Genomic DNA, 25,583 nt, shown 5'->3' on the forward strand with positions numbered 1-25,583 from the left:
GAGGTTTCCCCTGGAAACAACCGCACTCTTGTCGCAAAGTTGCCGAGATCGTTGTGGCTGAGCTCGGTCTGTAGCAAACCTAAAAGAGAGCAAAGGATATCTGAATGCATCTAGGAATTATCGGATCTGGCCATATTGGGGCAACGGTAGGGAAGCTCTGGGCAAAGGCAGGACATTCTGTCCTGTTCAGTTCGCGCAATCCAGAGCAACTCGCCGAACTGGTGAAAGTCGCAGGCCCAAACACGCATGCGGGAAGCATCCAGGAGGCTACTGAATTTGGTGAGGTTGTATTACTCGCAGTACCCTGGGATGGTGTTGAAGAGGCTCTCGCAGCGGCGAAGCTTCGAAATGGTGCAATAGTGATCGACACGACCAATCAGTTCTCTGCCGGAAGCTTGCAAGTCTTTCCAGGAGGCATCAGCGCGCTTGAATTCAATGCGCGCCGCGCCAAAGGTGCCAGGGTCGTGAAAGCCTACAATACGCTGACCTCTGGCTTTCTGGCGAAAGTCGCTGGACGCAGCGGGCAACAGCGCGTCGCCATGCCCTACGCGGGTGAGGACGCCCAGGCCAAACAGGTCGTTGCACGTTTGATTTCTGAGAGTGGCTTTGACCCGTTTGATGTCGGCGGTTGGTCCGAGGCGCATTTCATCGAGCCACCACGTCGTCCAGGCGCCTTTTATGGCGAAGAGTGGCAGCTCGATACTGCACGCGCAGTATTAGGCCGGCTCACTGGATACCAGGAGAAAGAATAAAAGACGTATGTTCGGCTGTGTGGCAAAAAACGAAGAGGAACACCAAGGACGGAGCTTCGCCATTCTTCTGCGGTGCTTAGATGGCCACCCCGAACCGTTCTGCGATGAACGCCGCCTGCCCCACGCTGTCTCCTGTGCGCACTCTTCGCATCTGCCCTTTCCTCATCATATGTATGGCTTCTGATCCCAAACTCTTTTTTGATCAGCCAGGCAACGTGCTCGGTGATCCAGACATTGTCATGAAACCCAAAGGCTTCGGCTCCTTGCTTGAGCAAGCTTGGCAACTGAGCCCGTTGCTCCAGGCTCAATTTGGGATGAGGGTCAAAAATGGGGCCCTGTTCGCAACGCTTGGGTTCCATTGGCTGAAGGCTCCTTCTGAGACGCCGAGTGCCTCGACAATATCCTTTTGTTTCCAACTGATTTCATACAATTGCCAGGCACACAGCCGTTATCCTTCGCGGTAGTTGGCAGGAGGTGGGATGATCTTGCTCATCCCACCTCCTCTCGCCTCTTTGGTTGGCTTCTTTCGTCAGCTATGCTGACCTCAATTTGTCGCTTGCAGCGGCAGATGGATCGGCAAAGGCGAGCCGCCAACCCGGAGCGCTACGACGAGAAGGGACGTCTCAAGAAGCAAGGCCCCAAGAAGCTGCGGTGGAAGCAGAGCAAGCGCTACCAGGCCACCCGACGACGCAAGGCGAGCAAAGAGCGCAAGCTTGCGGCACACCGCAAGAGTTTACATGGGCGCAAAGTGCACGAGGTGCTTGCGCTGGGTGTAAATTTTGGAATTCCGTGGCTCTCCTGCGAATCTGGTGAATTGAGGCCATGCCCTCCTGGAGAGGCTTTCCTCAAGGAGCTCGGTCCAGCACCCGCTTACGGAGGGTCTGAAAATTGGCTCTTCCATATCCCAGCCTTTTGAGCAGTTTGAGACGGGTAATCTGGCCTTAGGTCTGTCCATTGCTCCAGGGGAGGATCAAGCCAGCCTCAACAGCCTCAATGTTTGATTTGATGCCTTTGACAAATGGATGAAGATCCTGAAGAGGACTTTGAGCTACCTTCGCCAACCAGGCATCAAGCTGGCCTCCTTGGCGAGTGCGCAGCATGAGCGCAAATTGCTGGACGAGTTGATAGGCCAAAGCCATTTCTTCATGGATCTGACAGACCTGCTCAAGACACTCTCGCTCCTTTTGAGTCAGTTGATCTGATGGACGAAGAAACAGAGAGGTCGCTTCGCGGGTGGAGAGAGGAAGAACCGTGTTTTCTTCTTTCCTGGCAGGAATGTGTTGCCATTTCTGTTCTTTGGGAAAGACGCGTAAGAGGATATGCCTCATTCCAGCATAGGAGCCCTGATAGCCTCTTTTTTTGCAGTTCTCGATGCAGTTGCACCATGTTGGAGCATCCTTCTGATCGACTCTGCTGGATGTAGGGCAGAAACGGATCGAGTTGGCTGCCCTGCTCACGTGCTTTCTGTTGAGGGAAGTGCCCCTCCTTCAACCAGCGCTGGACTGTCGCGTGGCCGATGCCAAGATGATCAGCTATGGCTTGATGAGAGAGCCCCTGATCTCGCAGAGCAATCACCTGTTCATAACGTGCCAACCGTTCTTCTTCCCTTACCACTCGCGCGGCTGCTCATTGGGGGTGACCTTGAGAGGCTGTTTGATGGGCAGCCCTGCCTTCTTCTGTTGATTGCCTTCTGGTGAAACGTTGGCAGCAGGCTTCCTACGAACAGCAAGAAGATGGCGAGTGAGCAGATTGGCAACAGTATCACCCAGATTGTTCAGCAAGTGAAAACGGTCGGCGATCTGAATGGCTCCTAGCGCCCCTTTACGCACTCCTTCCGCGTAGTTGCCACCGCGATCTCGGCTCACAATGAGCACTCCAGGATGGTTCCATAGCCAGTCTGCCAGGGTTTCTGCTTCCCGATCGGGCAAAAGCTCAATTGGTAGGTGACGCTCCAGGTCAATGAGGATGGTTCCATAGGTATGCCCTCGCTTCCACGACCAGTCATCAACTCCCAAGATCTGAGGCGTTGGATACTCTTTTTCAGGAGCAGCCTGGATGAGCCGAAGCAGGGTATCTGGGCTGCTCCTAAGGCCCATCCCTGCTATCAGACGCTTGCCCGCTTCCCTGCCGAGCGCGAAAGCAACCAGTGTGAAGACATCGGCGAGCCAGATGGTACGCCTCGCGTAGGGGGCAACCACACTGGACAATCGCTCAGTGAAGATCTGCCGCTCGCAAGCGAGATTGAGGCAGAAAAACCGGCGTACATGCAGTTCCAGTTTGACCGCCCAACCCATCCATGGCAAGTCAGCCACTTGCCTGGTGTAGTGAGAGTGGACATGCGCAGTCGGGGTCTGGCACACCGGGCAACACGCTTGGTCGACAATGGTTCTTACCACTATCAGGATGGCGTTCCCGGGCGATTCTACAGAGCTAAGAAGCAAACAGGTTGGATCGGGAAGAAGAGAGACAACTTTGCTTGTCATTGAGCGCTCCTTGTCGTCTTGTGCCATCCATCATCATCTACGGCAAGTGTCAATGGGAAAAGCGCTCAATGACAAGCAAACAATCAGTGTTATTCACCAGATTCGTGGGATAGCCATTCCGTGAGCGGGAATTTTGACAATTAGGTGAGCGGTCGGTTATATTGGGCAAGAGAGCATGCTATTGGTTTCTTACGTCTGGAGCAGTTTGTCATGATGGAACCGCCTATCCCGCTTACGGCCCTTTCAGAGGCCCAAAGAGCACAAGCCACTCAGCGCTTTACGATCATTCGTTTGGCTCTGGAGGATGGCGTCACCCAAACCCAGATTGCGTCTACTCACAACATCTCTGTGAGCACGGTACGCCGGTGGGTGAAGCGGTATCGTGAGAAGGGCCTCGCTGGTCTAGCTGACGCGAAGGTGCATTCTGACAAAGGAAAGTCGTGCCGCTTGCCTCCTGAGGCTATCACCCTGATTGAGGGACTGGCTCTCCAAACGGTTCTGTCAGAACTGAGATCATAGAAAAGCTTCTCAGACGAATAGAATGCTCGCCTCTCGCTCGTTAACTCATGAGGTTGCTTGTATCATTCACTGGAGAGCAGCTAGACGTTGGAGAAAAGCCTGCCGTTGTTCCAGGAGTGAGACCACTTCGCCCATGGTGCGACGAGGACGGATATAGTTGCGCAATTCGTCGAAGGCACAACAGAATCGCGCTGCTGATGTGAAGCTTCCGAAACCACGCATGGGATAGTATCGTTGTTTGATCCCACGATGGTCTTGCTCTAGCCGATTATTGAGGTATTTATTCGTCCGATGTATGACCTCACATCCCATCGTCTCGCGTATGGCACGGGGATAGGAAGCATGGCCATCCGTCGTGACCTGATCGGGAACAGAGCCGACCACAGTAACCGCCTGTTTGAAAAACGCCTGAGCTGATTCCATATTTCGCTTCTCGCTCAACATGGAATCAACGAGATTGCCCTCGTGGTCGATCGCTCGATACAAATAGCACCACTTCCCATGCACTTTGACGTAAGTCTCATCCACGTACCAGGATTTTCCGGCCTTCCCTTGCCGCTTGACGCGTCACTGATCTGTTATCAAAGGGGCAAACCGCGCTTCCCAGTCTCGGATGGCTTCGTGAGTGAACGAAAATCCACGCGCTAAAAACATCTCAGCAACGTCACGCAGGCTCAATTTGTAGCGCAGTCGCCACAAGACAGCCAGCAGGACGATATCAGTGGGGAATTCGAGATGGTTAAAGGGAGTGCCAGTTCGCTCATTGAACGGAGATTGACAGTGAGGGCAGAAGAACGTGGCATAGCCACATTTGGTTTTCTTTGATCTTTCCCTGGTCTCAGATGTGGCGCATTTGGGGCAGTTCATCGGTCAACGTTCCTCATTCCGTCAAAATAATAGCACCAGCATACCAGAAGTGTCACCCTCATGCCCAGATGGAGTTTGAGTTCTGACAGAACCCTCATGGCCGGATTCGGTACATGTTGAGTTTATCAGCCTGGCCCCCTTCAAACTTTGAGTGTGTTCGTGAGATTGAGATACCTCATCAGTGTACCTTTTCACCAAATCCAGCCATGAGCCTGAAGTGAGCCTGAATCTCTACAATGAAGCGGGTCGTTCCTCTTCGCCTGGAGGGGAGACCGCCCGCTTCGCTTCTCCAATTTTCTCCCGGCTCATTCCAAAATCCGCACAGCCTGATCAAATTCAGTCTGAATCCGCTCTCATACTTCGCACATGTACCGCTATCCTTCATTCTCTGCCGTCCGGTCGTAGAGCACATTTTTCCAAACAATGCCTGGTTGGAGAGTGAGTTCCATAATCAGCAGCCAGGGAATGCCCCGCAGGTCCGCGCCAGAGAAATCCGCGCCAGGAGCACAAAACTCCTCAGAGCGAATCCCCCTCAAGCAGGCTCCTTTGAGACAGGCTCCCGTCAGGTTCGTTCCGGTCAAGAGAGCACCGCTCAGATCAGCCTCGCTCAGATCAGCACCGCTCAGATCAGCCTTGTGCAGCTTGGCCCCGTGCAGATTGGCTCCATGTAGATTGGACCCGTGCAGATCGGCCCCACTCAGATCGGCCCCACTCAGATCGGCATTAGAGAGATTGGCCCCCCTCAGATGCAGATTGGCCCCGTGCAGATTGGCTCCACGTAGATTGGACCCGTGCAGATCGGCCCCACTCAGATCGGCCCCACTCAGATCGGCCCCACTCAGATTCGCCTCATGCAGGAGGCTGTATTGGAGCGTCGCACGATGTAGGATGGCCTCTTGCAGATCTGCTCCCTCAGCGGACGCGTTGCTCAGCGCGGCGTCTTCCAGATTGGCCCAGCGCAAATCGGCTTTGACAAGCCAAGCCCATCCCAGATTGGCGTTGTGCAGGTTGACCTTCCTCAGGTTTGCATTGTGCAACCTGACACCATAGAGGCTGGCCTCAGACAGATCAGCCCCGCTGAGATTGGCTTCGCTCAGATTGCTTCCATTCAAGAGAGCCCTGGACAGGTTGACACCGCTCCAGTTGACTCCGCTCAGGTTCGCTCGAATCAAAGCGATCTCATCCTGGCCGATCTGCGCGAGATCCATTTCACGCGGGTGGGTGTCGCTCAAGCGGGCGGGATGCACATCGGGAAGCAGCGCAGGAAACACCTCTCTTTCCCTCTTCTCGGTCATGGTATACTGCCTGAACATCTCCCGATATTCTGGATTGACTACCAGCGCCTGCAGAATCTGGCTAATCACCGTGTCCAGGCTTTCCCTGACCCCTTGCCCAGTCCGTGCGACTGCTTCATAAGCAGGAAACCGGTATGGGTTGAGGTATCGTTCCAGGATTGAAACAGGCAAGATGTCCGATTCCGGTAAATCTCTTTTGTTCCATTGTATGGCCAGAGGAAAGGTAGTGATGTCTTGCTTTTGATCGCGCAAATACTCTTGCAGTTCTTCCCAGATGGTGAAAATATTTTCCCGCAATCGAGAGGCTTGTGAGTCAACCACCAGAATAACGCCATCGGCTCCTGATAAAATACGGGTGCGCATGTGTTTGTAAAGGATCGAAGCAGGAGAAGCACAGAGTTGAAGACGAACCCGCAACCCGTGGATGTTTTTCTCTGGCGGCAAAAGGAGATCGAAAGAGAAAAGGCGCTCTATTTCTGTATCAATTACGGTAAAATCACTGATATCGCGCATGTGCATCATTTGATGGAGGTGAAGCAGGTTGGTTGACTTTCCACAATAACTCAAGCCGTAATAGGCTAGCTTGCATCTTATTTCGCGTCTTACGGGATCTATCACTGCCATTCGCTGTCTTCCTTACGATTGTTCCATAGTGAGCCTGAATCTCTACAATGAAGCGGGTCGTTCCTCTTCGCCTGGAGGGGAGACCGCCCGCTTCGCTTCTCCAATTTTCTCCCAGCTCATTCCAAAATCCGCACAGCCTGATCAAAATTCAGTCTCGTGCAGATTGGCTCCGCTCAACCTGGCCTTGCTCAGATCAGCCTTGTGCAGATCAGCCTTGCTCAGATTAGCTTCGTACAGATCGGCTCCGCTCAGATAAGCATTACTCAGATTGGCCTCACTCAGATTGGCTCCGCGCAGATTGGTATTGACGAGATTGGCCCCACTCAGATCAGCCCCATGCAGATTGGCTCCGCTCAGATCAGCCTCGCTCAGATCGGCTCCGTGCAGATTGGCCTTGCCTGACCTGGCCTTGCTCGACCTGACCCTGCTCAGATCGACCCAGTTCAGGTTGAGCTCGGGCATGTTGAGTTTGCTCAGCATCTCGATCCCTTCCAGATCAGCCTCGTGCAGATCGGCCTCACTCAGATCGACTCCACTCAGATCGACTCCACTCAGATCGACTCCACTCAGATCGACTCCACTCAGATCGACTCCACTCAGATCGACTCCACTCAGATCGACCCAGTCCAGATGGGTATATCTCAGGTTGAACTCGCGCAGATTGAGCTCGCGCAGATTAGTCCAGTCCAGAATGGTCCAGTCCAGATTGGCTCCGCGCAGACTGGCCCAGTCCAGCCAGGCCCCGCTCAGATCAGCCTTGTACAGATTGGCCCCGCTCAGATTAGCCTCGCTCAGATCGGCACTGCTCAGAGTTGCTCCGCGCAGATCAGCCCCGCTCAAATTCGGATTATGTGTTCGATCCTCCGCTCTCCACTGATTCCACAGTTCAATTCCTAGAGACTGTATGTAAAGGCTTCTCGAAGCCTTTCTTAGGGAACACCGAATAGCCTTCAGAGCCTATTGACGCTCACTTTACATACAGTCTCTAGTGTGAGCCATTCCAGGTCTTCCTGATTTGCCATCTAATACCCTCTTGCTTGCTTTTTATCACAACTATAGCAAGCACCCCGCGGAAAAGCAAGGTTCTGCAAGCTGTCAATCATTTTGCGGTTTGTGAGCAAGCGAAATTGTGACACAGCAAAGGCCAGGCCCTGACTCACAGAGACAAGGCCAGCGGTCCACAATGTTATCTCAACAAGGGGCAGGGTATCCAGCAATGTATGCAGCAGATGAGAAGCAATGAGCGGAGAACTTTGTTAATTGTCGAATAACTTTTTCAGTTTGACGCATAATTTGGTTCTTACGCAGCCTCGCTGGTTACTGATGTGGTATTACATCCTCAATGCGAGCATGATGGGTATCTCCTTCAGCCAAGCACCTGTAAGGTAAAGAGGCTTCTATCGCCATGAGGATTGCGCCCGAGCTTCGTCGTATATGCGAGAAGAAGGTCGAGGACCGTGCAGGACAGCTTGAATAAACTGCTCAGGAGGTCTGTACTGATGCACAGTGAGATAATGACGAAGCATGGAGGGCGCAGCGTAGACTACACCATCTAATCCAAGAACACGAAGCTCGTCAGAGCAAAGCTTCCCCTCCTCGTAACACTTTCCCCAATCTTGCGTGAATTCCTTCGCAGCTCCTTCACATAATTCGCAGATATGCCATCCTCGTGTGCGATTGACACGATAGTTCTCTTGCTCAAAGAGAGCCAGGTTGTCGAGAAAGATCTGGTCAGGCCACCCTGGGAAAGAAGTCTGAAACGGTTTTCCTCGGCCAAGCCAGCCAATGTTGAGCGTTGGCACTGTTGGGGGATCACTGCCACAGCTTCCCTGATGGTAGGTATAAGGACTGAGATCTAGAAAGTATGTCATACGAGACTCCTTTTTTCCTAAGCAGCAGGACGTAACCTCTCGTTGTTCTGGGTCCTGGTGATTGTTTTGGTTTCGGGATGCGAGAGCACGCGAAGTCGGAGCAGATCGAACTTTGCTCGACCGTACATGCTTCTTTTGATCAGCTTGAGTCGGTTGATGTGCCCCTCTAACGGGCCAGTATTCCAGGGCAATGTCAAGCCTGCCAGAACGGCTTCTTTGTCGTGTTGAATGCTCGTGACAAATGGTACAAAGGCTTCGAGCTGGCTCACCTGCACTGCTTCGAGCCAGGCATCAAGTTGTTCTCCCGTGCGCTCACACATCATGGAGAGAAACGTTTCGACCAGATGGTAGGCTGTCTTCGCCCGAGTGCTTTCCTGCAGAAGGATGTTCAGCTGCCCTTGTTGGTACAGCCTCTTACGATGGTGGATAAATCAGCCGTCTCTCCTACTGGATTGACAATCCTCCGTGACCCTGGTTATCCTTCCTGAGTACTCTTCCCATTCACCTCATTTCAAGCAGAGAGGATCCTGATGACCACTTATGTGTTTTTGTTCCTGCTCGTGTCCTTCCTCACGCTCTGCCTGTTCGGGCTTTGGTCTCTCTGCTGGACCCATCATGGTCCTGCCCAGTCGAGAGCAGTTGGCAAGCTATGTCCCAAGCTCCATCGTCTCCTCAAGCCCCGTTCCCCACACGATTGTTCCTCCTGTCGTGGTGCCTCACATTTGGCCAGATCTACGCCAATGAGCTCAAACATCGATGTAGCCACACTGGAGACAAGTGGCATCTTGATGAGGTGTTTCTGACCATCAATGGGAAGCGAAGCTCTCTTTGGCGAGCGGTCGATCAATATGGCACCGTGCTTGATATCCTGGTTCAAAGCAAGAGAAATAAAAAAGCTGCCAAGAAGTTCTTTCGCAAACTGCTCAAAGGTCTTCAATATGTGCCAGTGTGATCATCACCGACAAACTGGCCAGTTACTCTGCAGCCAAGAGGGAGATCATGCCCCGTGTCGAGCACCGGCAGCACAAAGGCCTCAACAATCGAGCTGAGAATTCCCATCAACCGACACGACAACGAGAACGCAGCATGCGCCGCTTCAAATCCCCTGGTCATGCTCAACGCTTTCTCTCTGCCTTTGGACCCATCTCAGACCACTTTCGACCACGACGACATCGGCTTCATGCGTCAGCATCTCGTGCGCTCATGCGGGAGCAATTTCAGACATGGAACGACATCACCAGCATGCAGCAAGCTGCGTAGCAAACGCAATTCCCCTTACCTTGCACTTCTTTTTCTCTTCATGGGCCCTTTTTCAGAAAAACGTTTTGCTCTGATCAATAAGTTGACAATACCATTCCTTGCCTCCCAGATCTGGACCGTCTGATCTTCGGAGATCGAGACGATACGCGTCCCATCGGGGGACCAGGCGATTGCCCAAACCGCTGATTTGTGGCCCCGGTAGACCAGGACCGCTTCGCCAGATGAGGCCTTCCAGACCTGGACGGTGTGATCCGCGCTGGCGGAGGCGATGCGCGTTCCATCAGGGGACCAGGCAACTCCATTGACAAAACCATGATGCCCTCGATAGATGAGGTGAGGAGACCCACCATGCGATCCCTCCTCCAACAACAGCCAAGGCTGCTCCTCTGGCAATCCCTTCCAAGAACAGCGCGCCGAGAGAAACGTGGGTGGCGCGATCCCGCCTGTTTCCCTTCTGTTGGAGTCGGCTTACTCCACTATCTCTACATGTGCTCCAATAGTTTTCATAAGCCCTTCTATATCGTATATCTCATTTCCAAATGTGATGGGGGCTTTCCTTTGTTTTGAGCGAATAATCCATATACTCCTATTCGAACCTGAATAGCCGTGTTGATGAAAGCGAAACCGTCTCACCAATTCGATTTCATTCCAGTGCAATGCCTGCACCAACCTCCCCTTTATGTACACAAAACCGTCCGTATAGACGTACACACGCCATTTTCGTTGGAAAAATGCCATAAGAAGGGCGAACGAAAAAACAACAAGGACAATCACAATAGCAAGAATGCCCTGTGGTGAACGGAGTCCACCAGCGGCAATGACTGGTCCAATAAGAGCTATAACCACCAGTACGGCACAGCCTGCAAAGGTATTGAAGTTGGTTCCATATTGCTCCTGCGGCTCGCCAAGTTGATACGTCTTCCCCAATTGGAATACCTCCTCCGGAAAAGGAGGCTTCATGAATTCATATGGTTCCATTAATGACTCCCTAACGCGCGCTCACTTTACTCCTGTTTTATCACCTGAAACGTTTGAGGTGCATACTTTTTTGCATCCTTGATCAATTCCTGACGCGTTTGCTCATTCAAAAACCCATCCAGCGGCAGCATATGGGAAAAGCGGCTCATCTGGACAGCCAGCAAGGCCCACCCTTGAATAACAGGGACCTGTTGTCTAAGACCGTCCTCAACGGAAAGCCCGAAAACAGCAGGCCGATAAAAAATGAAACCCTCAACCCGCTTAGCGGGCTGATAAAAACGCGTAAAGTACGCGCTATTTCCACCATACCAGTCTTTGCTTAGCTCTTTGATATTGTCCCAGGAAGTGTGGTTCTGCGCCATCTTTCGTGAAGGATGAGCTTATGAGACCTATTCTCTCTTTCGCTCTCCGCTTCCCAAGCAGATCAAGATCTCTCAAATGATTTCTTGATGAGATTGTTGCACGGAAGATGACTGAGATCCTTATTTCCTTATCGTAAGAAACCCAATCTTATTTCCATCAGCCTCAGTGAACCAGAGATTGCCATCCGGCCCCATCACCAGAACCACTGGATGACTCTTGGCGGTGGGAAGAGCGAACTCGCTGATAGTTCCGCTCGTCGTAATGCGCCCAATCTTGTTGCTGTAAAACTCGATAAACCAGAGGGCGCCATCCGACGCAGGAACTATCCCTGTTGGTTCGCTGTCCACGGTCGGGACGGAGAACTCAGTCATGCTTCCAGTGGCGCTGATGCGCCCAATTTTGTTCCTATCACCCGTGAACCAGATATTGCCATCTGGTCCGTTGACTATCGTTGCGATAAAGGGCGGCACCTGGGAAGTGGGCAGATGAAACTCAGTAATGGTTCCGGCAGGAGAGATGCGGCCAATTGTACCAGTGCCCTCTTCCGTAAACCACAGATTGCCATCGCTCCCCCGGCACAGTTTTTCAGGAGCAGCGGAAGGTGGCAGGGGAAACTCCGTAAGCGCCCCGTCAGGGGTCATACGTCCAATGCGGTCCGTCCTGGTCTCTGCAAACCACAGGTTGCCGTCTGATCCCACGATAAGCGAACCTGAATAGCTGTCGGCCGAGAGGATGGGAAACTCGGTTATGCTTCCAACAGGGGTAATACGGCCAATCTTGTTGCCTGCAACATCGATAAACCAAAGGTTGTGATTAGGACCAATGATCAGGTCGGTAGGACCAGGGTATGGTTTAGTGGGGTCAGGAATCGGGGTCTGAAGAGGAAACTCGGTGAGCATCCCCTGGGAGGTGATGCGCCCGATTTTATTCCCTTGAGTCTCGGCGAACCAGAGATTGCCATCTGGCCCCGTCAAAAGAGATGCTGGTTTGCTCGCAGGAGTTGGGAGAGAGAATTCAGTGATGGTTCCATCAATGGTGATGCGCCCGATTTTATTCCCATCAACCTCCATGAACCAGAGATTGCCGTCTGGCCCGGTGGTAAGAGACAGAGGGTGACTCTTGGCCGTAGGAAGAGAGAACTCGTGAATGGCTGCAGGAGAGGAGTGAATGTCTCCTTTTGAAGCGTCTCCGCACCCTACCAAAAGAAATAATAGCCCCAAGAAGGAGAGCGTTTGCCAGATGTTTCTTTTCATATAATGGACCTCTCTTTTGCAAAAACAGGAAAAGAGCATATAGACAGCAACATTATCGGAATTTCCGAGCAGAACACAGCCCTTTTCAGTACATACATTCGTTAGACGAGAGAACTGGGGTAGCTCACTCCGCTGACCAGACCTGGACAGTGGTATCGCGGCTCCCAGAGACAAGCGTTGAGCCATCAGGCGACCAGGCGACAGCAAAGACAAAATCGGAATGTCCACGGTAGGTGAAGACATCTCCCCCATCAAGAGCATTCCATACCTGCACCGTTTTGTCCCAACAGCTTGAAGCAAGACGTTTCCCATTGGGAGACCAGGCAACTTGAGACACCATATCTGTTTGTCGACGATAGGTCAGAACCTGCTTCCCTGTGCTGACGTTCCAGATATGCACTCCTCCCACTGAGCTAGCGGCGAGTTGTGTTCCATCGGGGGACCAGGCGACGCTGGAGACTGAGGCAGCAGGCCCTTTATAGGCAGCAATCTGGCTCCGCGTCATCACATCCCATATCTGAACCAATTCGTCTCCGCCTGAGGCAAGGCGTTTCCCATCAGGGGACCAGGCCAGGGAAAAGGCAATTGTCCGCCCAATCGTGGCAAGGCGTTCTCCATTCGTCGCGTCCCAGATCTGGATGGTCGTATCCTCTGAAGCAAAAGCGATCTTGCTGCCATCGGGAGACCAGACCACCGTGGTCATCACACCAGCCAGGACTGGAAAGCGAGAGCGCATATGGCCATTCCTTGCCTCCCAGATCTGGACCGTCAGATCTTCGGAGATCGAGGCGATACGCGTCCCATCGGGAGACCAGGCGATTGCCCGAACCTCTGACTTGTGGTCGCGGTAGACCAGGACCACTTCGCCAGACGAGGCCTTCCAGACCTGGATGGTGCGATCCGCGCTGGCGGAGGCGATGCGCGTTCCATCAGGGGACCAGGCGACTCCATGAACAAAACCATGATGCCCTCGATAGATGAGGCGAGGATGAGGTGAGGAGACCCACCATGTGATCCCTCCTCCAACAACAGCCAAGGCTGCCCCTCCGGCAATCCCTCCAAGAACAGCGCGCCGAGAGAGACGTGGGTGGTGCGATCCCGTCTGTTTCCCTTCTGTTGGGAAGCCATGAGTGGGAGATGAAAATGTGTGCTGATTTTCAATCATAATAAATCCTTCGTGCTTGTTATCATCAGAGATTCCTTTATGGACAGGACCGCTTCTACTTTTCCAGCCGTATACGCTTGTATATTACTAAACAGCACTTTTATGAGACTACAATCTTTGCAGTACTACCCTCTCTTGAAGCCGTTTAAAAATTCCCTGCTGACCCGCCGCCAAAATTGTCTCGCCCGTCCCCATAGCGTATCTGCTGGTCTCCCGATGAGGTCTGAGGGACTACCGGGCGTCCCCCTAATCCAAGGAGTCGCCTGATGAAACCAACAATGGACCCGAGAATGACGAGAGCTACGACTATACCTAGCAGGATCAGCACCGCTCCCCCGCTCCCGGAACTCGTGCTAGAAGTGTGGCTTTGGAGCGAGCTTTCCAGCGATTGAATGGCTGCAAGCGTCGCTGAAGTGAAATGATTGCCAGCAGCCGCATTTTTGAAAGCCTGTCCAGCAGTGGTATATTGCGCATTGGTCAACGGAACCTGGGAACCCCCCACTACGGTGAAGTAGCGATGCACGACATCGATGGCGATCACGATCAACCGTTTACTGGTCAGATGAGCGCTGATCGTGCGCTGCACAAAATCAGACGCGGTTCCGCTGAACGTGCTGGTCGTATAGACATCGAGCGGGTAGGCCAGTCTTGAGCCCTCACTCATCACCTGCTGGACATTCAGTACTTCTACCGGATCGCTGATGCGCACGGTATCAGCCTGTACAGGGAGCGAGACCGCAAAGAACAGACAACAGGCGGCGATAAGAGCGAGCAAGCTCAAGCTCAGGGGACGAGGCTGCCAGCGAAGCTGTTTTTTCATCGTGATGTTCTCCTGGTGTGAGATGTGGACCATAGAAAACGGCTCTGGCAGAAGCGAGAGCGTGACTATCAGGGATGATACGAGAAGCGTCCACTACACGTTATGAAACACACTCTCCAGCTTCTGCCATGATGCCTCCATTAATGAGCTAGCCAGACCTGCGCGGTATGATCGGCGCTGGCTGAAGCAATATACTGGCCATCAGGCGACCAGCTCAGCGAGTACACATAGTCGTGGTGGCCGCTATATGTGAATACATTGCCCCCAGTGGTCGCGTCCCAGATGTGTACGGTTTTGTCATAGCTGGCAGAGGCAATGCGCTTGCCATCGGGAGACCAGGCAACACTGCTCACACTCGCCTTGTGCCCCTGATAGGTAAAGATCATTTTGCCAGTGCTGGCATCCCAGACCTGAGCGGTCTGATCAACACCGCCCGAAGCAATGGATTTCCCATCAGGCGACCAGGCAACCGTGTAGACCTTGTCGGTATGTCCCTTATAGGTAAGGAGCGTTTGGCCGCTTGCGGCATCCCAGACCTGTACGGTATCATCAAAGCTCCCGGAGACTATTTTCTTTCCATCGGGCGACCAGGCAACGCTACTCACCGTGTCATGATGTCCCTGATAGGTGAGCACATGCGCGCCGGTCATAGCATTCCAGATCTGTACGGTCTTGTCATAGCTGGCAGAAGCAATGTATTTCCCGTCAGGCGACCAGGCAAGGGAAAGAATCACATCCTGATGCCCTTTATAGGTGGTGATTCTCTGCTTGCCAGCGACTTGAATGACATCCACCTCATGGCTATTTCCGCCGGCTGCGATATATTTCCCGTCAGGCGACCAGGCAACCGCATTCATGACGGTATAACCGGTATAGGTCATCTGGTTTTTCCCGGTCACAGCATCCCAAACCTGCGCCGAATCGTCGCCAAGTCCGCCTGCGGAGACGATGTGTTTGCCATCATGGGACCAGGCAACTTGCCAGACCACGGATGAATGTCCTGTGTAGCTATAGGGATTGATATGGAGTGGCTCAATAGTCGGAATAGGAGCCTGGGTAACATTACCAGCGTGCGTCCCAAGACGCGGCAAGACCAGGAAAAAGAAACCCCCTCCAAGAAGAGCCAGCAGGACAAGCGCGCTTATACTTCCAATAAGCCAGGGAGACCGACGTTGCGGTGCCTGAAGATTTTGGCGGTTGTCATATAGCTGCGGGCTCCCCACAGGAGAAGGTGGCGGAGCATATGCCGCGTTATAGGGTTTTCCACAATTGTTGCAGAATGCTTCATGGGCTGCGAGGGCTGTCCCACATGCAGAACAGACGTGCCTGTCGACTTGATACATACAACTATCCTTTCATAATGCTGTTCTTACGGCAACAACGCCTCTTCTTTTCGTCCTTAAAAGGGCCATTCAGGCAAAACATGCTGGGGTTGCCCAGCCTGTCGGCGAAGGTACGCCGCCTCTCCTAATACATAGGCTGTCTGGTGCCAAATGATCGAGGAGAGCCACCAGGCTTTCGGCCGGTTCGCCAGGAAGCGCTCCAGCCAGGGGGCACTCTGTTCTCCTATTACCCCTGTCTCCAAAACCTGACGAAAGTGTTGTGCTGATACCCACTCGTCTAAATCCTCGTCTCGCAACGCGTCAACAGTCAGCCGGGTACGCTGCTCAACATCCGTCCGATACAAACGCAGAGCGGGCAGGTTGATGCGAAGGTTGAAGGCGCGACATGCTTCCGCGCCCATGAACATGCCAATGTCATGTCGCTCAACCCCCAGGCGGTCAAACCAGCCATCCTGTTCAAACACCTGGTATGTATTTTGTTGCAGCATGGTCGCTGCAACATCTTCCCAGCGTGCACTATGCCAGAGCAGCCAGGCCAACGAATGTTGATTCTCACCGGGGGCATAGCGCAATTGCTCGTCGCTTTGCGCAGCCAGAATCAACTCATTACCCATCGCGAGCGCCACGTCATACTGCAACAGGAAGAAAGTTCGTGTATCCATCGATTTCTTTCACCTATCGCAATGGTGGGCGTCTCACATCCTGGAAAGGATCACCTCTCCGCCAACGCCACCATTCAGTTGTGATGTCCATAGTATGCCTGAGAAAGAGGCCATGGTGAGATAGCAGAGAGGTATCATAAGAGGGGCAAAGAGGTATCACTCTCTGAACAACGAGCAAAAGCCAGATTCGCCGCCAGAAAAACGCTTCGCTTACGTATCTTCAAGAAGCGCAAGAGATTGTGTTAGAATAGTAGAAAGATTTTACCAGGTTCATTGCCAATAGGAATAAAAAAAGAAGTAGTGTCACCATGAGCGACAAGCAGAAGACGCCCTCGTCCACCAAAAAGAGCGCCGGACAGCATCTCAGAGAAGAGCGGGAGATGCGCGGCTGGTCCCAACAGTACGTTGCCGAGCAACTTGGAGCTGACCGTTACTACCTCAGCAGATGGGAAAATGGCAAGATGCTGCCCAGCCCCTACTACCGAGAGAAGCTCTGTGCGCTTTTTGGCAAAAACGCCAGGGAACTGGGCCTCCTTTCCCAGGAAACGCCGCTGGAAATGGATACGCTGGAGCCTGAGAGTATTGCTCTTGGAAGTAGTGACGATCCTGCCATTCCACCTCCACCGGATGAATCTCGTGCACTGATTGGGCGCCAAACGCTCCTTTCTCTCCTGAAAAGCCGCTTGTGCTCGAATACACCCTCAATGGTTCTTGCGCTCTATGGGCTACCGGGCGTGGGAAAGACGGCTCTGGCGATTGCATTGGCTCACGATACAGAGATGCGAGCCTACTTCCACGACGGAATTCTCTGGGCTGGAGCAGGCAAGAACCCAGATGTCATAGGGATTTTGCGGCGCTGGAGCACGCTGCTTGGTATTTCAGCCACCGAAGCCTCGAGGCTCACCACACGCGAAGCATGGGCGCAGGCGGTCCGCACCTCCATAGGTTCAGGTCGGATATTGCTGATCATGGATGATATCTGGACCCTTGAAGCGTTCGCCTCCCTCAAAGTAGGCGGGAATTCCTGTGTTTACCTGGTCACCACCCGCTTTCCCCAGCTCGCCTGGCACACCGCGGCCAACAACGCTTTCCTCGTCAGCGAATTGGATACATCTCACAGTATCACTCTCCTGGAACGCCTGGCGCCTCTGGCTATTCAACAAGAGCCAGCTGCGGCGGCGGAAATTGCGCGCCTGGTCGGTGGGTTGCCGTTGGCGCTCCTGCTCACGGGCAATTTTCTGCGCGTGCAAACATACAATGGGCAACAGCGTCGCATACGCCAGGCCATCGAGCGCCTGCGCTCAGTAGAAATGCGTCTGCACCTTCAGGAACCCCAGGCTTTCGCTGAACGCTCCCCCAGCATGACAGATACCCCCGCGATCTCACTGCATACCCTGATCGCGATCAGCGATCAGCAAGTAGAGCAAGAGGCTCGCGAGGCTCTCTATACCCTCTCAGTCTTTCCAGCCAAACCAAATACATTCAGTGAAGCTGCCGCCCTGGCTGTATGCCAGAGACCTGCCGAAGTGCTCGATACGCTATGTGACGCAGGATTACTGGAGAGTTATGCGCCTGACCGCTACGCGCTCCATCAGACCATCGCCGATTATGCTAGTCTCCAGAGAAGGGATGCTGCCTCTGTCGAACGTTTCGCGAACTTTATGGCAGAGTATGTAAACCTCTCTGAGAAGGACTATCAGCGTCTGGAACAGGAAAGCAGCAATATTCAGGCAGCCTTGCGTCTGGCCAGCGAACACAATCATCCGGGTGCGCTGATCGCCGCAGGTAACGCCTTTGCCTATTTTCTCTTTATCCGTGGATCATACACCGAGGCAGTAGACCTGTTGGAGCATGTGTGTCAGGCTGCAACCGCTATGCAGAACCAGCAAAGCTTAGCAACTGCCCTCTATCAACTGGGAGACATTACCATCAACATGGGAGAATATGCTCGGGCATATGACTACCTGCAACGCGGCCTCACGCTAACGTCTGAACTCGACGCCCCCGCACTTCGAAGCTGCTTCTTACGTGTTCTCGGTATCTGTGCCTCCTCTCAAGGCGATTATGCCCAAGCTGAGTCTCACCTTCAGGAAGCTTTAGCTCTTGCGCGGCAAGGCAAGGACGACGAACTCATGAGCCTCGTACTCAGAAGTATGGGCGGAATTGCCAATGATCAGGGAAAGTTCGCCCAGGCCGAGGAGTATTTGCAAGAAGGGCTTGTCCTGGCACGTCGGGTAGGAAAACCAGATCACACCTGTGCGCTGCTCATCAACCTCGGCCAGATAGCACTCACACGAGCCCATTATGCACAGGCAGAAAAGATAATTAAAGAAGGCCTGGACCTCGCCATACAGATTGGTTTTCGCGCTGGAATGTGCCTGTTCCAGCAACACCTGGGGATAGCGGCCATGGAACAGGGAAAATATGCGCTGGCCCGCGAGCCATTTGAACAGTCACTTGCGCTGGCCCGCCGTCTTGAGAATCGCGAATATCAGGTCTCAACGCTGGCGAATTTGGGGCTTCTTTTCCTGAAACAGAGCGATTACATCCAGGCAGAGGCATATCTGGCGGAGGGATTACGCATCGCGCGTATACTGGGGAACCCATGGGCGCTTGCAGGCACACTCAATGAGTGGGGAAAACTCTGTCTGGAACAGGGAAAAGTCGCAGACGCTGCCGCAGCCTTTATCGAAATGTATCAACTGAGTGCCCAGAACTCCCAGGAATGCGAGGCGCTTGCCCTGTATGGACAGGCTCGTGTTGCCCACATCCAGGGAGATATGCAAAAGGCCCACCAATTAGGACAGGCCAGTCTCGTTCTTCTCCAAGGCATGGAACACTACCAAGTTCCTGAAATAGAGCAGTGGCTGGCGACGGTAGTACCAATGTAGCGTATGGCATCTTCACTGCCAGGAAGAATTAACGATACTCTGTCAGAGTTAATTGGAAAGGTGGGGAGTGCAGAGGGGTGCCAGCCCCTCTGCGTCTTAATTCTCTGCCGCCGCTGGCGGCATGAAACCTTTTCCATGAAGTCAGAGACCTGGCTCACCGAGCAGATCGCTGAGATCAAAAGCTGGTTGTGGCATGCCGAGGTCGATCAAGCCATTAAGCGGTTACAGAGTTGGCAAGAGAAAGGGGAAGGCAAGGCCTTGAAAGCGGCTGTGACCTATCTACAGGAACAACGGAACTGGATCGGCTCCTATGAAGCGTGTAGGCAAGCTGGTTATCCGGTGGGCAGCGGCATTATTGAGCGAGTGGTGTTCCTGGTCATTAATCGGCGCATGAAACGGCGAGGGATGCGATGGAAACGAGATAATGCCACAGCGCTGGTGGCTTTGCGAGCTGCCTTTCTCAATGCCGATCGGCAGCCACTCGGAGCGTTCCCCAAAGTACGAGCAGCAATGCCAGAATACCAGCACCGGCACTAATCAGCGTATAGATCTGTAATTTATGTGAGGACACCCCATCTATCTCCGCCCATGCTGGATCGCTTGGCATATAGCGGATCGGAACCATCTGTCCTTCGCTCGTAGTAAGGTAGGGGGAATCGGCATCGCATCCGTCAATTTTGGCTGCTTGAATATCCCCTGTCTCCGTTGTGAATTGAACAGTAATATAGTTGGCGTGCCAAGAGTCCCTTAAGCGAGAACTGCACGCCATTGTTCCTTGCTTCATAACGATGCCTTGAGCTACGATGCTCTGGCTTATAAACTGTATTTCACGTGAATTAGCGATAAGCATGAAAAATGATGCAATTCCCAACAGAATAGCCATGATCCAAATAGTGATTGTATTACTTTTTCTCCTGGTTGCTTGTTTCTTCTGGAGAGTTTTGCGCTGATCACCCAACGATTGATCGATTTCTTGCGTGTCCATATGTCTTTTCCTTGCTATCTCTTGGTTATAAGCCTGATTCTTACCCACATCTTTTTGGAGCGTCTTCAGAAGCCAATCGCTATGGATGTGTTTGTGAAACGCCCAACAAGAGATTTGGCCTCTGGTGCTGTTCCACAAAACCCGATTGTAAGATGTGGGTAAGAATCAGGGTTATAAGTGGGGGATTGTTGCAATAATAACCTTGAATAAGGCATCTTTTTGCCACAATAAAACGCAGTGTTGCGTTGAATCACGAAACGAGAGCAATGTCTTCCTGCTCGTCGCATCCCAGCAACGAGCTCTCTGGAACAGTTATCCGGGCAGCTGAATAGCAGAGAGCTTTTTATCCGCTGAGCAAATATAAAGCACTCCATCAACTACCACTGGCGTGCTGTCAATCCGACTTCCTATGTCGTATACCCACTTTACATGGCCAGAAATGGCATCAAGCGCGTAGAGATTATGATTGTAGCAACCAATATAAACTATGCCATCAGCCACTGTCGGGTCGGATAAAGTGCTACTGTCTGTCTGAGTGCTCCAAAGCAAGTTGCCAGAAGGAGCATCCAGTGCATAGACAATACCTTTATTTGAGCACAAGTAGACAACACCGTTGGCTACTGTTGGTGTGGATCGACCGATGCCATCATCGATTGTCGAGTGGTAGACCCACTTTTTGCTGCCTGTAATAGCGTCGAGCGCGTACACATTATGGTTCTCAGAGCCAACATAAACCGTGCCATTGGCCACCATTGGCGTGTAAACCTGATCTCCGGCTTTGTAGAACCACTTCATCACGCCAGAAACAGCATCTAACGCATACAGATTATGATCCTCAGAACCGACATACACCAGGCCGTTCGCTACCTTTGGTGAGGATGGAACGATCTCCCTTCCTGCCTTGAATGTCCATTTTAGCTGACCAGAGGCAGCATCGAGCGCATACAAATGGTGACCCTCCGCACCAGTATAGACCAGACCATTGGCTACGGTAGGTGTCGAGCTAGTTGTTCCTATCTCCCCTCCTGCCTTGAACGTCCATTTTAGCTGACCAGAGGCAGCATCGAGCGCACAGAAAGAACGATCCGCGCCAGTATAGACCAGACCATTGGCTACGACTGGAGAGGCTTGCATTGCCAAAAATCCCCCCACGTGATAAGCCCATTTTATCTGGCCGGAGATGGCGTCAAGCGCATACAACTTCTGATCAGAGGACTCAATATAAACGATGCCGTTCGCTACTGCTGGTGCAGCAAAACCATTCCCTATATTACGAACCCATTTCCTGCTTGCTCCAGAAACCCTTTTCACGGACGATTGGAAATGCTGTGAACCTGTCTGTTTCCATACGATGCCACCGCCAATTCCAATGGCTGCTATGCCACTAACCGCTATACCGGCGAGGAGGGTACGACGGGAAATGCGATGAGGGCTGGATTTGGCTGTTTTTATTGCTGGCTTGCTCAATCTTTTGCTCCTTGTAAATGTTTCTCCAAGTTGATACTTTCTCCCAAGCTGGAATGCTTCTTCCGGAAGAGACGGTTTTGTATATTCGGGTGTTGTCATCATAGACTCCTTTTATGGATAAGGCTGTTTCTGCTTTTCCAACATCTCAGGGTAGTCTTTTGCAAACGAAAAATGGTCCGACCAGGAGTTGAGATTCTTCAACTACCTCAACTCCTGGTACTATCTGTCTGAGGTAAGAGTCACGTCATACTGCAACAGGAAGAAAGTTTGTGTATCCATTGGTTTCTTCCACCTATCACGATGGTAAGTGAGCCACATACGGGAAAGGATCACCTTCCCACCAGCACGCACCATCCTTTTGCGATGTTCATAGTATGCCTGAGGAAGAGATTATGAGGAGATAGCGAAGAGGTATCACCAGGGTAGCAAAAGGGTGTCATTTCTCTGAACGATGAGCAAAAGACAGATCCATCCACCAGAAAGGGTGTTAGTCTACGTATCTTCCCACGAGACGCTCATGTAGGGTTACACCACCCAGGAGGAAAAAGAGTAGAATAGAGATGGAGGCTTCGATCTAGAAATCGCGCGCAAATTGTGCCTATGAGCCAGACCACGAGGCTGATCCGGGTGAGTGCAGGAACCACCCATTGTTGCGCTGGCGAGAAGACTGTTTTTGGCCAGCAGCACGCAGAAGAGAATCTTTGTTTCTCCTCACCCATTTCGAAGGCTCCTTTTTGAAGAGAGAGGAGAACAGGAGCATTGAGATGGAGATCATCTATACAAATTGTGCAGGTCTGGATGTACACAAGAAGACCGTGAAAGCCTGTCTCTTGACACAAACGTCTAATGACGGTTGTGTTGCAAGAAATGAGAGCGAGAGAAGCACGCAAAGGTATTTCCATCTTGCTGAGTTTAGGCCACTGCCCCAAACAGCCTAGCGATGAACGCTGCTTGACTGAGGCTATCTCCTTTGTCCACCTTTGGCACTTGTCCTTTTCTCAGCATGTGCATCACCTCGTATCCCTGTAGCGTTCTCCACGCGGTCTCGAACGAAAAGAAGCCCATGCCTGGCTTGACCAGGCGTTTGATGAACCGATGATCCTGTTCGACCAGATTATTGGGATATTTGTTCTGCCGGAGTTCACACGAAGCCGGAACAGCCCTTGCTGCATTCAGTTCATTGAGCGCTTTCGGGTAGGCAGCGTTTTTGTCTACCGTGATCATGCGGGGGATGCTTGTGTGGGAAGCATTCAAAGCCTTCCCCAAAAAGCGCTTGGCGGCTTGCGTATCACGAGTAGTGCTCAGATGAAACTCGAGCGTATTCCCCTGGAAGTCCACCGCGCGATACAAGTACATCCAGACGCCCTTGACGTTCACATACGTCTCGTCAACGCGCCAAGAATCGCTCGTGGTCTTCAGATGAGGACGGCAGCGCTTCTTCAACTCGGGAGCGTAGCGCTGGACCCAGCGGTAGATGGTGGTATGATCCACCTGCAGACCCCGCTCGCGCATCATCAGGGAGTCACGCTCTTTTGAAAAGTCTGCGCATCTCATTTGCAACAAGCTTTTTCAAAAGAGCGTGACTCCTTGACCTGGTGGAAGGGCAAAAATGATCAGATGGAGAAAAAACGAGCTTACTGGAGCAGATCGCGCTGGTCAGTATCTGGGGAGTGTCCGGCAACCATCGGGAGCCAAGCCGACCAGAGCGAAAGGTTTGACCCGCCAGGGGGAAGCAAGAGAAAAAACAAAAGCGAAGCGCCAGTTTTTTGGCACTTCACTTCTCAAACCGTCACGCTACTCTTGCTGTGGCGATTCGCCACGCTGCCCTTGCCGTGCTGGCGTCAGACCGAGTTGCTCCCGCAATCCCAGAGCATCGTAGTAGCTGTGCTGGGTGACAATCTCGTTGTTGCTGATGCGATACACATCGCAGCAGCGCAGTTCGATTTTGCGGTTTGTTGGCTGAATGTTGCCTTTCAGGGTGTGCAGAACGCCGCTATGCGTCCCGCGACTGATGAACTCAACAGCGGCTTGATCGTTGGTCGCGACGACATTCGTGATCTCGTTCGAGCTTTCAGGAAAAGCGATACTCCAATTGAGGAGGCATTGCTTAAAGCCTTCCTTCCCCCGACATATATGGCCAGTTGAAGCGTTCAACGCTTCGCAGTTTTCAGAGACAAGCATGCTTATTTTATCGAGCCAATCCGCGTCAGTTTGATGGGCATTGTACAGGCTATAGAGGGTACGTACAAGGGTGGCTGCATCATGAATAACCATAGGTGGTGATCCTTTCTGTGGTGACACTGATCATCGTCCAATGCCTCCTTGCCTCTCCAGAAAACAGACTCTGGTTATCCCCACCATCTAGTATAAAAGTTCCTGGCAAACCCAGCACTGTTCCTCTTGTAAAGTACGGTGAGCGTTTAGGCAGGAATTCCGGTTTAGTGGCTACACGCTCTGCTGGTTCATCCAGGGTGGGCTAGCCCACCCTGGATGAACCAGCAGAGCGTGTAGGAGCACAAGCCTCCAAGCCACAATTGCGCCAGATTCGCGCAGGGCGATAAACCGCAGTGATGCCGAAACAGAAACCGTATTTTACACCTCTCACATCTGTCTGAACAGGGGTCCTGGTAATCAAGAAGCTTTCTGCGCAAGGTGCGAATGCAACGAGGGGAGTGGATGGAAAAAGAGAGCAAACATCCATCAGGAAATCAAGGAGCCTCGTTGACACCCTGGCAAAAGAGCGCCAAATCACAATTGAGCACGCTTGTTGAAGGAACACATTCTCCATTTACGCGAGAGTGTCCCTGTTGCAATCTTTCTGCGCAGGGTCATCGCCAAATAGCGTGACTCGCTGATCATCTCTTCCAGATCGCGGTAGCTTAAAGCGTACCTTGAGCAGCATTGCGGAGCCGAGCAAACCTATATCTTAGGTGAAAAGCCCCAAAAGCGTCTCCGGCTGAGCCAGGAAGCTCGTAATATTGTCCTGAATCATTTTCAGCAGCTTCCTCTTCAGCCCTCACCCGTCTTCCGCGGATGGGAAAAATGGCTAAAAGGTTCTTCCCCATATCTTCCAGTCACTTTCGATGCTACGTGTGCGGCGGACAAAAGGGAGATTACATTTCTGAATGCCATCCACCCCCTGCCCCAGCAAGCAGCTCGAACCTTCGGAAAAAACGAAGTGCTCTATACTGCTTTTTCAGTGATTGATCCTTCCTTTCCTTCGGGAATGCATCACTTTGGCATCTGGCTTTGGCAAAAGGTTGGCATCCGCGATGAGGTCGTCTTTCAGCCGATTTGTAATACTCAAGCCATAACAGATCATTTTCTCGAGGTACTCGAACACGGCTTGCCCATCCAATCAGGAGAAATACAATTACCCGATCAGGCCGTCTTTGACCAGCTCGACGTCAATCACCAGAGCCTATGGAGCAAAGTGTGATTTTACCCCCATGTAGGCCGCTTTTGTGAAGCATATCCTGGCCCCATTTCACGCTCCCAAGCCGGTTGAGGGCTATCAGGTATCAATGTGTTGTGAAGCATCTTTTGGCCGTGAGTCCGCATTGTGCAGCATATCGTGGCCGTGCGTCATCACATTGCCTTATCATCGGCTTTAGCGCTCTTGCCGCGAATATTCACGGCCACGATATGCTGCACAGGCCATCAAATAGTTCACATATTCGCGCGGCATGGCTGGTAAATAAGGTGAAGAGCGAGCAGGTTTTTAGGGTCTTGGTCACTTTCGGTGGAAAAACACAACAAAAGATCACGGCAGAAGCCACCCAAGCCCTTTCTTTTCAACTGTTGATGAGCTTTTCCACCGAAAATGAACAAGAGCCGGTTTTTAGGTCAAGAGTGAGCAATCAGCGTGAAGCCTGAGCACCAGTATCCATGTTTGCTGGAGAAACTTCTCTTCACCTCATTTCTTCGACGAGCGTTTTGTAAATTGTCCGCTTTCTAGCTCTAAGCTCGTACCACGGCGATGAGA

General features: G+C 52.3%; 24 protein-coding genes and 4 pseudogenes. 8 read left to right on the forward strand and 20 right to left on the reverse strand.

The features are described 5' to 3' along the window. The first annotated feature begins 104 nt into the window (after positions 1-104). Positions 105-752 carry an NADPH-dependent F420 reductase gene (locus tag KTE_RS00465; RefSeq protein ID WP_201377231.1) on the forward strand — a complete coding sequence of 216 codons (648 nt, stop codon included), beginning with the start codon at positions 105-107 and terminating at the stop codon, positions 750-752. Between the two features lie 544 nt (positions 753-1,296). Then, positions 1,297-1,524, forward strand: a pseudogene (locus tag KTE_RS00470) (AAA family ATPase); the annotation flags it as partial. A gap of 169 nt (positions 1,525-1,693) precedes the next feature. Here the strand turns inward: KTE_RS00470 and KTE_RS47175 are convergent. The 3 genes and pseudogenes from KTE_RS47175 to KTE_RS00480 all read right to left on the reverse strand — a co-directional run bounded on the left by KTE_RS47175 (position 1,694) and on the right by KTE_RS00480 (position 3,235). Further along, positions 1,694-2,080 carry a transposase gene (locus KTE_RS47175; protein ID WP_236600207.1) on the reverse strand — a complete coding sequence of 129 codons (387 nt, stop codon included), beginning with the start codon at positions 2,078-2,080 and terminating at the stop codon, positions 1,694-1,696. 169 nt (positions 2,081-2,249) lie between these two features. Continuing rightward, a pseudogene (locus tag KTE_RS49370) lies at positions 2,250-2,366 on the reverse strand (helix-turn-helix domain-containing protein); the annotation flags it as partial. Continuing rightward, positions 2,360-3,235, reverse strand: coding sequence for an ISL3 family transposase (locus KTE_RS00480; protein WP_201377236.1), 876 nt, complete (start codon positions 3,233-3,235; stop codon positions 2,360-2,362). The gene KTE_RS00480 and the pseudogene KTE_RS49370, both read right to left, overlap by 7 nt. Before the next feature lie 210 nt (positions 3,236-3,445). Between KTE_RS00480 and KTE_RS00485 the strand changes: the two genes are divergently transcribed. Next, on the forward strand, positions 3,446-3,754 hold the full coding sequence (locus KTE_RS00485) for a helix-turn-helix domain-containing protein (RefSeq protein ID WP_201377238.1): 309 nt from the start codon (positions 3,446-3,448) through the stop codon (positions 3,752-3,754). A gap of 66 nt (positions 3,755-3,820) precedes the next feature. On the opposite strand, the pseudogene KTE_RS00490 reads toward KTE_RS00485, so the two are convergent. The 5 genes and pseudogenes from KTE_RS00490 to KTE_RS47185 form a co-directional block, all read right to left on the reverse strand. Next, a pseudogene (locus KTE_RS00490) lies at positions 3,821-4,621 on the reverse strand (IS6 family transposase). A gap of 374 nt (positions 4,622-4,995) precedes the next feature. After that, the gene (locus KTE_RS47180; RefSeq protein WP_236600208.1) at positions 4,996-6,540 is read right to left on the reverse strand and encodes a pentapeptide repeat-containing protein; all 1,545 of its coding nucleotides are present in this window, start codon (positions 6,538-6,540) and stop codon (positions 4,996-4,998) included. 141 nt (positions 6,541-6,681) lie between these two features. Continuing rightward, entirely contained in the window at positions 6,682-7,380 is a 699-nt protein-coding gene (locus KTE_RS00510) for a pentapeptide repeat-containing protein (protein ID WP_201377240.1), read from the reverse strand. 557 nt (positions 7,381-7,937) lie between these two features. Then, positions 7,938-8,411: a hypothetical protein gene (locus tag KTE_RS00515; protein ID WP_201377242.1), complete on the reverse strand. Its 474-nt coding sequence runs from the start codon at positions 8,409-8,411 to the stop codon at positions 7,938-7,940. Between the two features lie 17 nt (positions 8,412-8,428). Continuing rightward, positions 8,429-8,839 carry a transposase gene (locus tag KTE_RS47185; protein ID WP_307811978.1) on the reverse strand — a complete coding sequence of 137 codons (411 nt, stop codon included), beginning with the start codon at positions 8,837-8,839 and terminating at the stop codon, positions 8,429-8,431. Between the two features lie 221 nt (positions 8,840-9,060). Between KTE_RS47185 and KTE_RS00525 the strand changes: the two are divergent. Further along, positions 9,061-9,671 (forward strand): annotated as a pseudogene (locus tag KTE_RS00525) (IS6 family transposase). A gap of 15 nt (positions 9,672-9,686) precedes the next feature. On the opposite strand, the gene KTE_RS00530 reads toward KTE_RS00525, so the two are convergent. The 8 genes from KTE_RS00530 to KTE_RS00565 all read right to left on the reverse strand — a co-directional run bounded on the left by KTE_RS00530 (position 9,687) and on the right by KTE_RS00565 (position 16,255). After that, positions 9,687-10,040: a WD40 repeat domain-containing protein gene (locus KTE_RS00530; RefSeq protein ID WP_201377243.1), complete on the reverse strand. Its 354-nt coding sequence runs from the start codon at positions 10,038-10,040 to the stop codon at positions 9,687-9,689. A gap of 99 nt (positions 10,041-10,139) precedes the next feature. Beyond that, entirely contained in the window at positions 10,140-10,649 is a 510-nt protein-coding gene (locus KTE_RS00535; protein WP_201377245.1) for a DUF6585 family protein, read from the reverse strand. Between the two features lie 26 nt (positions 10,650-10,675). Continuing rightward, on the reverse strand, positions 10,676-11,011 hold the full coding sequence (locus KTE_RS00540) for a hypothetical protein (RefSeq protein WP_201377247.1): 336 nt from the start codon (positions 11,009-11,011) through the stop codon (positions 10,676-10,678). Between the two features lie 120 nt (positions 11,012-11,131). Continuing rightward, entirely contained in the window at positions 11,132-12,265 is a 1,134-nt protein-coding gene (locus KTE_RS00545; RefSeq protein WP_201377249.1) for a Virginiamycin B lyase, read from the reverse strand. A 124-nt stretch (positions 12,266-12,389) separates the two neighbouring features. Then, the gene (locus KTE_RS00550; protein ID WP_201377252.1) at positions 12,390-13,430 is read right to left on the reverse strand and encodes a WD40 repeat domain-containing protein; all 1,041 of its coding nucleotides are present in this window, start codon (positions 13,428-13,430) and stop codon (positions 12,390-12,392) included. A 145-nt stretch (positions 13,431-13,575) separates the two neighbouring features. After that, positions 13,576-14,250 carry a hypothetical protein gene (locus KTE_RS00555; RefSeq protein WP_201377254.1) on the reverse strand — a complete coding sequence of 225 codons (675 nt, stop codon included), beginning with the start codon at positions 14,248-14,250 and terminating at the stop codon, positions 13,576-13,578. A gap of 140 nt (positions 14,251-14,390) precedes the next feature. Then, the gene (locus tag KTE_RS00560) at positions 14,391-15,593 is read right to left on the reverse strand and encodes a WD40 repeat domain-containing protein (RefSeq protein ID WP_201377256.1); all 1,203 of its coding nucleotides are present in this window, start codon (positions 15,591-15,593) and stop codon (positions 14,391-14,393) included. A gap of 56 nt (positions 15,594-15,649) precedes the next feature. Then, positions 15,650-16,255, reverse strand: coding sequence for a DinB family protein (locus KTE_RS00565; RefSeq protein ID WP_201377258.1), 606 nt, complete (start codon positions 16,253-16,255; stop codon positions 15,650-15,652). Between the two features lie 308 nt (positions 16,256-16,563). Between KTE_RS00565 and KTE_RS00570 the strand changes: the two genes are divergently transcribed. Beyond that, a complete protein-coding gene (locus KTE_RS00570) occupies positions 16,564-19,146 on the forward strand; it encodes a tetratricopeptide repeat protein (protein WP_201377261.1) in 2,583 nt (860 codons plus the stop codon). A 135-nt stretch (positions 19,147-19,281) separates the two neighbouring features. Continuing rightward, on the forward strand, positions 19,282-19,683 hold the full coding sequence (locus tag KTE_RS00575; protein ID WP_201377262.1) for a hypothetical protein: 402 nt from the start codon (positions 19,282-19,284) through the stop codon (positions 19,681-19,683). On the opposite strand, the gene KTE_RS00580 is transcribed toward KTE_RS00575, so the two are convergent. From KTE_RS00580 to KTE_RS00595, 4 genes are all read right to left on the reverse strand, one after another. Continuing rightward, positions 19,607-20,131, reverse strand: a complete 525-nt coding sequence (locus KTE_RS00580; RefSeq protein WP_201377263.1) for a DUF3592 domain-containing protein — start codon at positions 20,129-20,131, stop codon at positions 19,607-19,609. The two genes, KTE_RS00575 and KTE_RS00580, sit on opposite strands and share 77 nt — an antisense overlap. Before the next feature lie 312 nt (positions 20,132-20,443). Continuing rightward, the gene (locus KTE_RS00585) at positions 20,444-21,700 is read right to left on the reverse strand and encodes a PQQ-binding-like beta-propeller repeat protein (RefSeq protein WP_201377264.1); all 1,257 of its coding nucleotides are present in this window, start codon (positions 21,698-21,700) and stop codon (positions 20,444-20,446) included. Between the two features lie 810 nt (positions 21,701-22,510). Then, a complete protein-coding gene (locus KTE_RS00590) occupies positions 22,511-23,152 on the reverse strand; it encodes an IS6 family transposase (RefSeq protein ID WP_255552784.1) in 642 nt (213 codons plus the stop codon). A 240-nt stretch (positions 23,153-23,392) separates the two neighbouring features. Continuing rightward, a complete protein-coding gene (locus KTE_RS00595) occupies positions 23,393-23,872 on the reverse strand; it encodes an ester cyclase (protein WP_201377266.1) in 480 nt (159 codons plus the stop codon). Positions 23,873-24,776: 904 nt separating this feature from the next. Between KTE_RS00595 and KTE_RS00600 the strand changes: the two genes are divergently transcribed. Beyond that, positions 24,777-25,037, forward strand: coding sequence for a hypothetical protein (locus KTE_RS00600; RefSeq protein ID WP_201377273.1), 261 nt, complete (start codon positions 24,777-24,779; stop codon positions 25,035-25,037). A 92-nt stretch (positions 25,038-25,129) separates the two neighbouring features. Beyond that, positions 25,130-25,474 (forward strand): hypothetical protein, encoded by a 345-nt coding sequence (locus tag KTE_RS00605; RefSeq protein ID WP_201377275.1) that lies wholly within the window; start codon positions 25,130-25,132, stop codon positions 25,472-25,474. The last annotated feature ends 109 nt before the right edge of the window (positions 25,475-25,583 follow it).

It is taken from the genome of Ktedonobacter sp. SOSP1-85 (assembly GCF_016587415.1).
Classification (GTDB): domain Bacteria; phylum Chloroflexota; class Ktedonobacteria; order Ktedonobacterales; family Ktedonobacteraceae; genus Ktedonobacter.

Bases quoted from the DNA above. Each gene is read 5' to 3' on its own strand.
- KTE_RS00465 (WP_201377231.1), top strand. From the start codon at position 105: ATGCATCTAGGAATTATCGGATCTGGCCATATTGGGGCAACGGTAGGG.
- KTE_RS47175 (WP_236600207.1), bottom strand. From the start codon at position 2,080: ATGAGGCATATCCTCTTACGCGTCTTTCCCAAAGAACAGAAATGGCAA.
- KTE_RS00480 (WP_201377236.1), bottom strand. From the start codon at position 3,235: ATGACAAGCAAAGTTGTCTCTCTTCTTCCCGATCCAACCTGTTTGCTT.
- KTE_RS00485 (WP_201377238.1), top strand. From the start codon at position 3,446: ATGATGGAACCGCCTATCCCGCTTACGGCCCTTTCAGAGGCCCAAAGA.
- KTE_RS47180 (WP_236600208.1), bottom strand. From the start codon at position 6,540: ATGGCAGTGATAGATCCCGTAAGACGCGAAATAAGATGCAAGCTAGCC.
- KTE_RS00515 (WP_201377242.1), bottom strand. From the start codon at position 8,411: ATGACATACTTTCTAGATCTCAGTCCTTATACCTACCATCAGGGAAGC.
- KTE_RS00535 (WP_201377245.1), bottom strand. From the start codon at position 10,649: ATGGAACCATATGAATTCATGAAGCCTCCTTTTCCGGAGGAGGTATTC.
- KTE_RS00540 (WP_201377247.1), bottom strand. From the start codon at position 11,011: ATGGCGCAGAACCACACTTCCTGGGACAATATCAAAGAGCTAAGCAAA.
- KTE_RS00545 (WP_201377249.1), bottom strand. From the start codon at position 12,265: ATGAAAAGAAACATCTGGCAAACGCTCTCCTTCTTGGGGCTATTATTT.
- KTE_RS00550 (WP_201377252.1), bottom strand. From the start codon at position 13,430: ATGATTGAAAATCAGCACACATTTTCATCTCCCACTCATGGCTTCCCA.
- KTE_RS00555 (WP_201377254.1), bottom strand. From the start codon at position 14,250: ATGAAAAAACAGCTTCGCTGGCAGCCTCGTCCCCTGAGCTTGAGCTTG.
- KTE_RS00560 (WP_201377256.1), bottom strand. From the start codon at position 15,593: ATGTATCAAGTCGACAGGCACGTCTGTTCTGCATGTGGGACAGCCCTC.
- KTE_RS00565 (WP_201377258.1), bottom strand. From the start codon at position 16,255: ATGGATACACGAACTTTCTTCCTGTTGCAGTATGACGTGGCGCTCGCG.
- KTE_RS00570 (WP_201377261.1), top strand. From the start codon at position 16,564: ATGAGCGACAAGCAGAAGACGCCCTCGTCCACCAAAAAGAGCGCCGGA.
- KTE_RS00575 (WP_201377262.1), top strand. From the start codon at position 19,282: ATGAAGTCAGAGACCTGGCTCACCGAGCAGATCGCTGAGATCAAAAGC.
- KTE_RS00580 (WP_201377263.1), bottom strand. From the start codon at position 20,131: ATGGACACGCAAGAAATCGATCAATCGTTGGGTGATCAGCGCAAAACT.
- KTE_RS00585 (WP_201377264.1), bottom strand. From the start codon at position 21,700: ATGATGACAACACCCGAATATACAAAACCGTCTCTTCCGGAAGAAGCA.
- KTE_RS00590 (WP_255552784.1), bottom strand. From the start codon at position 23,152: ATGAGATGCGCAGACTTTTCAAAAGAGCGTGACTCCCTGATGATGCGC.
- KTE_RS00595 (WP_201377266.1), bottom strand. From the start codon at position 23,872: ATGGTTATTCATGATGCAGCCACCCTTGTACGTACCCTCTATAGCCTG.